Genomic DNA, 7,294 nt, shown 5'->3' on the forward strand with positions numbered 1-7,294 from the left:
GAATCAAAATGATTCGGTTCATCAAGTCAGATCATCAATCAATGTCTTAACTTAATGACATTGGACTCCGATAGAATATCGAAATCAAGCTTTAAAAGAATTTATTTAAAACTAACGTCCAACTTTAGGGGTTAGCTTCATAGCTTAGTTGGCTTTTTTCTAATATTCATTTGTTGTTACAGTAACTACTTGCTCATCATTCAATTTCACCTGATACTTAAATTTTTCGAGTAAGCGCCCATATGAAATGCAATATAGCACACCTTCTTTCGAAACCATAGTGATGTAATTAGGCTTGAACGGCAGCCTTAAGATATCATCCGCAATCGCCTTTACTGAATTTACCTCTCCAATATAATTAGGTGAAATATTCATGTTGCTCCACTGTTTACTTAAAGCGTTGCGATATTCTAAATTACTGCCAATCTGATTGAAAATGCAGTAGCGATAATCCGTGCCCTTAGTATAGTGATCTTTCCACATTTGATATCTCTTGGCAAAATCAGTCAAAGTATCATTTTCATTCACTTCCCAAGGTAGGGTAGCGTGAATATCTCCAATTACATCGCTAGCATCAAAGTTCGAAAACTTCCTGATATTCAAAGCGATCTTTCCCGTAATCTTCTTCATCTTATGATCTTTCATCATCGCTTGTGACAGTAAGTAAAGACCGTTAATGTAAATTTGATCCGTCGTTTTAGCAGGGCAGGCGAATTTTGTGATATAGAGTCGACCATCTTCTTTAGTTAAATTGAGTTCTTCCTGCGTTTGAGGTACCAAAGAAAGGGCCGCCTTTAAATCAGTACTTTGATTAACTTCTTGAACAAAACTCATAAATTCAGCATAAGAACTGGACTTAATTTGCTCAATTTTCAAATTTCCTTGATACAAATCTACGAATATTTTCTTCAATTTGTTAGAAGAAGAGGCATCTAGAGCGTGGTGTGAAAAGACAATGTTTAACTCCTGCTTCTTCATATTGAAAATAAGGCAATGAATTGGCGAACCAGGCTTAGAATACATCACTTTTTCTAAGTCAGTTTCGGAAAAGCTGTTTGCGGTAACAAGTGAGATTGGAGCTGGATTGATTATCTTCTTGAAATATAGTTTACCGTCTCGATCTTTAAACCAAGCAAATTTCAATAGATCTATCTTAGTAGTTAAATCAGTAAAAATCTGTCTAATCTTCTGAATTTCTTCAAAGTTAATTGTCGGAAAAGATACTCTTAGCAGGTCAAAAGATGGTTTTTGTTGTGAAAAGAGACTCTGCTGCGTTGATGAAGCAGTAATTTTCGCATCCTCATAGCTGCTCGAAAAGTTTGCAAACAGCAATTTAAGATTAAGTAAGTCAGCTTCATTTGCTTGCTCGCGAGTCTCTGCAGCTGTATTTGTTTGCTGCTTGTCAATATATGCTGCCAAGCGCTCAAGCGTGTTCAACAGTGAGAACTGGGCATCATCAATCTGAATCTTAAAAGTATTTTCTACATCAACAATGAAGCGCACTGAATCCAGAGAATCCAGCTCTTTAATTTCATTAACGTGGTATTTGGCTATCAACTTTTTCAATTCGTCTAAAGTGTTAGAGCTATCAGTAGTCAAAGAACGATTATAATACTCGTCGATCATTCTTTGCGTATCAATCTTACGGTTGTAGGTGTACAAGAAGTGATCGACCTTAATAATTATTGGATTGAGATAAGTTGGCAGTTTACTTTTAATCTCAGCTTCTTTATCTTGCGAACTAATGTAAAAAATATAGATTCGCTTGTTTTTGAACTTCGCAATTGCTGTGGTAACATCAGCGATTTTCGATACTAGAGTTTGAATTTCACCTAATTCCACACGGATTCCGTTAACTTGGACTTGATCGTCTTCTCTTTCTAGGAAAAGTAGCTCACCGTTTTGTAAAATTTCTACCTTATCACCAGTTTTATAATAGCGTTCACCGTCAAGAGTGATGAAGCTTGAGCTGCTTTTAACAGAATCTAAAAGATAGCCGTCTGTTACTCCATTTCCGCCAATATATAATTCACCTTTTTTTGCTTCATTATTGTTTGCATCAAGGACTTTTACCTTTCCCTCTGGTAATGGGCGGCCAATCGGTACGTATTCTTCTTCATTTTCAGTTACCTGATGATAAGTAGAATAGACAGTTGTTTCAGTCGGACCATAAAGATTAAAAACTTTGCATCCCTTATTAAGCGCCCGTTTCAATTTTTTTGCCAAATTAATCGGAAATGCTTCACCGGCTACCATCAGAAACTTGAGTTTATCAAAGGCTTCAGGACCAACGATATCAAGAAGTGCCTCCGCAAATGAAGGGGATAAGGAAAGGTGCGTTATTTGCTTTTGATTAATTAATTTGGGAATTAGCCTGATACTCTCTGAATTAGAAGGACTTGTTGGGAGACAAACCAGCTCGGCACCGGCAATAACGGGCGACAGAAGCTCTGTTAATGAAACATCAAAAGAATAAGGCGTTGAAAATAAAAATTTGGTCGTCTCGTTGACGTTAATTAATGAGTACAGTCTTGTAAGGATCCACTTTAGATTGCTTTCTGTCAGAAAAACTTTTTTAGGAATGCCGGTACTGCCAGAAGTAGAGAGGATGTATACATTTTTTTGCGAGAACGGTTTAGCTTTAAAGTCGGCGTGATTATTCTGATTGAAAAGATCAACTTGAATGATATTTTTCTGCTTAAGTGTGGCAGGTAAGTCAGTTATTAAAGTATCCCATTGAACTTCTTTTACACGATCAGTGGCTTCAGGTAGGTCTAACGCTGATACAAGTGGCATAGGGATGCGGTTGGATAGCCAAATTCCAATTACTGTGGGCAGTACAAAACGGGTATCTTTTAAATAAAAGGGAACGATGTCCTGAGCATTTTCCTCATCAAGTTTAGCGGCTAATTGCTGGGCAATATTGGAAATTTCTTGATAGGTATAATCACCATTTGGTGATTTAACTGCCACTTGATCAGGAGTATTCTGGCTGCGTTGAATAAAATTATCAATAATAAACATACTGAAACTCACCTTTCTGTTTTATATTTAGTTCCTTTTCTATGAAATACTAGATAGAGAGGACCTACATTAGAAATTAAATATGCTATGCTACTTTCAAACGCTAGAAGGAAATTATTTACCGGTAATTTTCCGTGTAAATTTTTCGCGATTGAATTAGATAACCAGAATCGAAGAAATGTGGTAGTTAGATAAACTAAAGTAAAAACTAGTGCTAATCCACTATTTATAAAAATAAGAAATATAAAGATAACTAGATAAAAGCTAGGTAGTAATAGCCATGCAAAGGCTCCTCTTACTTGATTTAGATAATAAAGAAAAGTATTCAATTGTTTAGTATCTTTATTCTTACTTAATATTTGATAAAATTTTTTATTATCAGACAATGTTTTGAACCAATTAGCATTTTGTTTAGCAAGTATTTGAATATTTTTAGGAGATTCCCCATATTCCAAGGCAAATAATGGTTCAATTATAATTCCCTGACTTCTCAAATAGAAACTAAGATAAATATCTTCACACCAAAATTCAGTATTAAAGCTACCTATTCGTTTTAAATAATCAAATCTGACAAAAAGTCCATGGCCTACAACATGATTCCTTAAGAAAATAGAAGGTAATATAGCATTTGTTAGTCCATTTATTAATTCAAAATTAGTTTGATAAACAGCGAAGCCTTGCATAATTGGACTTAACGTATTTAAGTTAGAGAAAAATGCAGAATATTCTTGCATAATTAAAGGAAAATGCTTCTTTAGGGCAACTGTTTTTGCCTGAAGGAATGCGTCTTTTCCGGGGCGACTATCGGCATTATAGACACAGAAATAGGAGCTTTTCTCATCAATATCATACATTTTATAAATTGTATCGAATGCATAATTTAATTGATCAGCCATCATGCCATTTACTCCAGGATAGTTTAAAAGTTTAATGTCTTTATAACTATCTGATGTATCAATCTTTTCTTTTACAATGTCAAATGTAGTTTTTCCTTGATTGGTTAGCAATTTTTCTTTATCAGTAGTTACGATGAATAATTTTGCATCAATTTTTGTACTAGTAATAATATTTACAAAATCATCTATCGTTCTATTAATTATCTTTTGTTCTTGTAAACATGGAATAACTATAAAGAATTTTGGTTTTTCATCTCTAGTTTCTTTAAAGCTCGCAGCATTATTTTTATTTTGCTTTATTTTTTTATTCACTAGCATTGTTCTAGCTATGTGCCACAAACATTGTAGTAGCATTAGAAACATTATTAATTCTGCTATTGTTATCATAATTAGCCCTCCTTAATAAAATTTGATGAGTTAAATCACAAACTAGTGATTTGTTTTAAAGCCTCATCATAGACATCCCGTGGTGAAAGATTTGATGTATCAATTAGTGCCTTTTTCATGTCTAATTCTTGAAATTCTTTTTCTAATATTTCTTCTTGCTTTTGTCTTGTACTTTCTTGAGTCCAGACACTTAAAAGGTGATGATTCCGTTCCAAATTTCTCTTTGATGAAGCAGAACTATCAGCTTTTAATAGTAATAGCAAGTCCGGACTGTATAATTTATATCGTTTAGCTTTTTCTATAAAATCGTCTAAAAACTCTAACGATTTATTATATGTTCCAGATATATTAGAAGATTCGAAAGCAAATGCTGTCGCAACGATTGAATAGGGTGATTTATCAATTACAACATTTTGTCCATGATCAGCAAAATAATTTGCATCAAACCATTTATCAAATTCTAGGTCAAATAATATTTCCTGATTCCGTAATTCTTCTTGAATATTTTTAGGAACATATAAAATATTATCTCCTTTTTCATTTAACCTATTTTCTAGATATCTTATTGATTCAGGAACAATTTTATAACCTAGTTGTTTTGATAGGTTATTACATAAAGTAGTTTTACCTGAATTCGATATGCCATCTACCTGAATTCGATATGCCATCTATAAGTATTATTTTTCCTCTACTCATAATATTAATATCTTCCTTTCTTAAGAAACAAGATGCATAACTTTTTTGTTAAAGCTTTTTTAATAGTGCTATAATTTATTAACAATCATTTATTTTAATTAATTTTATTCTCATTTATTTCAAAGTCAATACTTTTTATGAAGGTGATTCAATGACAGAAGAAGCAAAATTAACAAAAACGGAAAAGCTAAATACGGTTAAGGTTACTACCAGTAATGCGATTTCGAAATTTGGTGATGTTTTATTTGACTACGTAAATACAGTATTTCTTTCTTCTATTCCAAATGGAGGTTTTTGGCTGTCTTTCTACCAAAGTAGTGAAGTTTTAATCAGCGTATTTTTTAATTTTTGGGGAGGTGCTGTCTCTGACAGTGGTAATAGAAAGCGAATTATTTTTCATTGTGATTTGATTAGTGGATTTATTTGTCTTATATTAGCAATTTTTATTCCTAAGTCATTTTTTATTTATACGATTATACTTATCAATATTGCACTAGCGATAATCACGTCATTTCGAAGCCCAGCATATAAAGCGATTTTTAGAGAAATTGTTTATAAAGAACACATTAATACTGTTAATTCTACTTTGGAAATTGTAAAAGAAATTGTTCAAATTGCTGGACCTAGTTTAGCTTTGTTGATCGCTAATTTTTTCGGTAATAGAATCGCATTAGTTTTAGATGCAGTTTCATTTTTTGTTTCAGGTTTACTCATAAAGAAGCTGACTATTTTAAAGAAGCTGACTATTTTAACAACGCAACCTAATAAAAAGCACAAGAAAAATACCCTTTTTCAAATTAGAGAAGGTTTTCAATATATTCTGACTAATTCGCAAATAATGATGATTATCATTTTCTCTAGTATTGTGAACTTTATCATTGCCGGATATAATTTGATTCTACCTTTTTCAACTTATGCTTTTAGTGGGACAACTTTAAAGGCGTATGCAGTTTTTTTAACTGCTGAATCTGTTGGTGGTCTAATTGGAGCCTCAGTATCAACTTTTCTGAAAAGGGAACCCACAACAAATCGGCTTATTTTATTTATTACACTATGTGGAGCTTCACTAATTTTTGTGCAACAATTATTTCAACTATCGCATTCTATTATTCTTGTAGCGACGTTAATCGTCCTATTTAATCTTTTTTTGTCGATCTTCAATATTCAATTTATGACATTCATTCAGATTAAGACTGATATTAATTATATAGGCAGAGTTTTCGGAATTATTTTTTCGGTTGCAATTCTCTTTATGCCTTTCGGTACTTTTTTCTTCCAAATAATTTTTGATCTTAAAAACCCTTATAATTACTTAATTTTAGGACTTTCGTTAGTCGTTATATCTTTGTTCACTTTTGGGATCAACTTTTTATTTGCTCTAAAAAAGAAAAATTAATATCAAAAAAATGGCCCACGCAATGTCAATGTCTTAACTTAATGACATTGAAAATCAATTCAACCTCTTTTTTTAGTTAAAATTTATCTATCAAATTACTATCTTCTATGATCAACAAAAAAGCCATGCTATTATGCAGAATCTCCTCGCAATTCTCTAAAGCGCCGATAAATTGTCGCTTGGGAGATGCCTAATTTCTTGCTGATTTCAGAGTAACTCATATGATCTTGAGTATGCAATTTCCAAGCAAAATCGATTTGTTCTTGATTGTATTTTCTTGGCATTCCTTCGTGGAAGTTAGGATTATTTGCTTTAGCCCACGCTTTGCCCTCTTGGGTGCGACTAACAATTAAATCTCTTTCAAATTCCGCAAAAGCACTGAAGACAGTAAAGATTAAACGTCCACTTGGTGAATTATCAATCGTTCCAATATTTAAAACCCGCAGAATGACCCCCTCAGCATTCATTTGCTTAACAATGTTGAGTGCATCTTGCGTATTTCTAGCTAAGCGATCTAATTTAGTGACGATTAAGGTATCGCCACTTTCAATCTTGACCATTAATTTATCAAATTCAGGACGATTAGCAGTTGTGCCAGTATATTTATCTGTGAAGATATTTGTGGCTCCAGCTCGCTTTAAATCGTCAACTTGACTACTTAAATCTTGTTTAACAGTAGATACCCTTGCATAACCATATATCGTATTCATGTTTAGCTCTTTTCTAGTTGATTCTTGACACCAAGTCTTGACTACACGTAATACCCACATTTTACGGTATTCTCAAATTGTATTCAAGACTGTCAACTTATGAATATCAATACTAAATTTTTAAGTAAAAAAATAAAACGACTAATATCTAACTAATTAAAGAAAGTTTATTAATCGTTTTAGTA

General features: G+C 32.7%; 5 protein-coding genes. 1 reads left to right on the forward strand and 4 read right to left on the reverse strand.

Annotated features, from left to right (window positions below; translation table 11 throughout):
* Positions 1 to 159 precede the first annotated feature (159 nt).
* From HMPREF0518_RS04970 to HMPREF0518_RS04980, 3 genes are read right to left on the reverse strand one after another with little or no spacing between them, the layout of a single operon-like run.
* Positions 160 to 3,024 carry a non-ribosomal peptide synthetase gene (locus tag HMPREF0518_RS04970; RefSeq protein ID WP_003626750.1) on the reverse strand — a complete coding sequence of 955 codons (2,865 nt, stop codon included), beginning with the start codon at positions 3,022 to 3,024 and terminating at the stop codon, positions 160 to 162.
* A gap of 8 nt (positions 3,025 to 3,032) precedes the next feature.
* Positions 3,033 to 4,307, reverse strand: coding sequence for a glycosyltransferase family 2 protein (locus HMPREF0518_RS04975; protein ID WP_003626752.1), 1,275 nt, complete (start codon positions 4,305 to 4,307; stop codon positions 3,033 to 3,035).
* Between the two features lie 35 nt (positions 4,308 to 4,342).
* Positions 4,343 to 4,975 (reverse strand): deoxynucleoside kinase, encoded by a 633-nt coding sequence (locus HMPREF0518_RS04980; RefSeq protein WP_003626753.1) that lies wholly within the window; start codon positions 4,973 to 4,975, stop codon positions 4,343 to 4,345.
* Positions 4,976 to 5,154: 179 nt separating this feature from the next.
* On the opposite strand from HMPREF0518_RS04980, the gene HMPREF0518_RS04985 reads away from it, so the two are divergent.
* Positions 5,155 to 6,399, forward strand: a complete 1,245-nt coding sequence (locus HMPREF0518_RS04985) for an MFS transporter (protein ID WP_003626755.1) — start codon at positions 5,155 to 5,157, stop codon at positions 6,397 to 6,399.
* A gap of 131 nt (positions 6,400 to 6,530) precedes the next feature.
* Here the strand turns inward: HMPREF0518_RS04985 and HMPREF0518_RS04990 are convergent, their stop codons facing one another.
* Positions 6,531 to 7,109, reverse strand: coding sequence for a recombinase family protein (locus HMPREF0518_RS04990; protein WP_020829045.1), 579 nt, complete (start codon positions 7,107 to 7,109; stop codon positions 6,531 to 6,533).
* Between the last annotated feature and the right edge of the window lie 185 nt (positions 7,110 to 7,294).

It is taken from the genome of Lactobacillus helveticus DSM 20075 = CGMCC 1.1877 (genome assembly GCF_000160855.1).
Lineage (GTDB): Bacteria > Bacillota > Bacilli > Lactobacillales > Lactobacillaceae > Lactobacillus > Lactobacillus helveticus.

Bases quoted from the DNA above. Each gene is read 5' to 3' on its own strand.
- HMPREF0518_RS04970 (WP_003626750.1), bottom strand. From the start codon at position 3,024: ATGTTTATTATTGATAATTTTATTCAACGCAGCCAGAATACTCCTGAT.
- HMPREF0518_RS04975 (WP_003626752.1), bottom strand. From the start codon at position 4,307: ATGATAACAATAGCAGAATTAATAATGTTTCTAATGCTACTACAATGT.
- HMPREF0518_RS04980 (WP_003626753.1), bottom strand. From the start codon at position 4,975: ATGGCATATCGAATTCAGGTAGATGGCATATCGAATTCAGGTAAAACT.
- HMPREF0518_RS04985 (WP_003626755.1), top strand. From the start codon at position 5,155: ATGACAGAAGAAGCAAAATTAACAAAAACGGAAAAGCTAAATACGGTT.
- HMPREF0518_RS04990 (WP_020829045.1), bottom strand. From the start codon at position 7,109: ATGAATACGATATATGGTTATGCAAGGGTATCTACTGTTAAACAAGAT.